At 62.2% G+C, this 564-nt stretch carries 1 protein-coding gene; it reads right to left on the minus strand.

Going from position 1 to position 564, the window contains the following annotated elements:
• On the minus strand, positions 1 to 496 hold a 496-nt coding region (locus DEQ92_RS21600), incomplete at its 3' end, for a peroxiredoxin (RefSeq protein ID WP_115821765.1).
• Positions 497 to 564 lie beyond the last annotated feature (68 nt).

Raw genomic sequence — 564 nt, forward strand, 5'->3', positions numbered from 1 at the left:
GCAGCGAGCGGAGGATCTCGTCGATGTTGCGGCCGATCTCCATCGGGTACGTGAGGACGATGCGGACGGTCCCCTCGGGGTCGATGAGGAAGACGCTCCGGACGGTGGAGGTGCCCGCGCCCGGGTGGATCATTCCGAGGCGCTGGCCGACCGAGCCCTGGTCGTCAGCGATGATCGGGAACTGAATGTCGACGTCGAGGTTCTCCTCGATCCACTCGGTCCACTTGATGTGCGAGTGTACGCGGTCGACCGACAGCCCGAGCAGTTCGGCGTTCAGCTCTTCGAACTCGTCACGGCGCTGCTCGAAGGCGACGAACTCGGAGGTACAGACGGGGGTGAAGTCGCCCGGATGGCTGAACAGGACGAGCCACTTGCCCTCGTAGTCGTCGGGGATAGTTAGTTCGCCGTGGCTCGTCTCCACGGTGAGCTGGGGGAACTGATCGCCGATTCCCGGGGCACCGGCCGATTCGTCGGGGTCTGCTGTGGGTTCTGCCATTGCAATTCTCTATTCGGGGGCTACACACTAAGTACATACCCTCCGAACAGTTTTCTCTCTATCTCAGT

Origin of the sequence: Haloferax sp. Atlit-6N (genome assembly GCF_003383195.1) — an archaeon.
GTDB lineage: Archaea > Halobacteriota > Halobacteria > Halobacteriales > Haloferacaceae > Haloferax > Haloferax gibbonsii.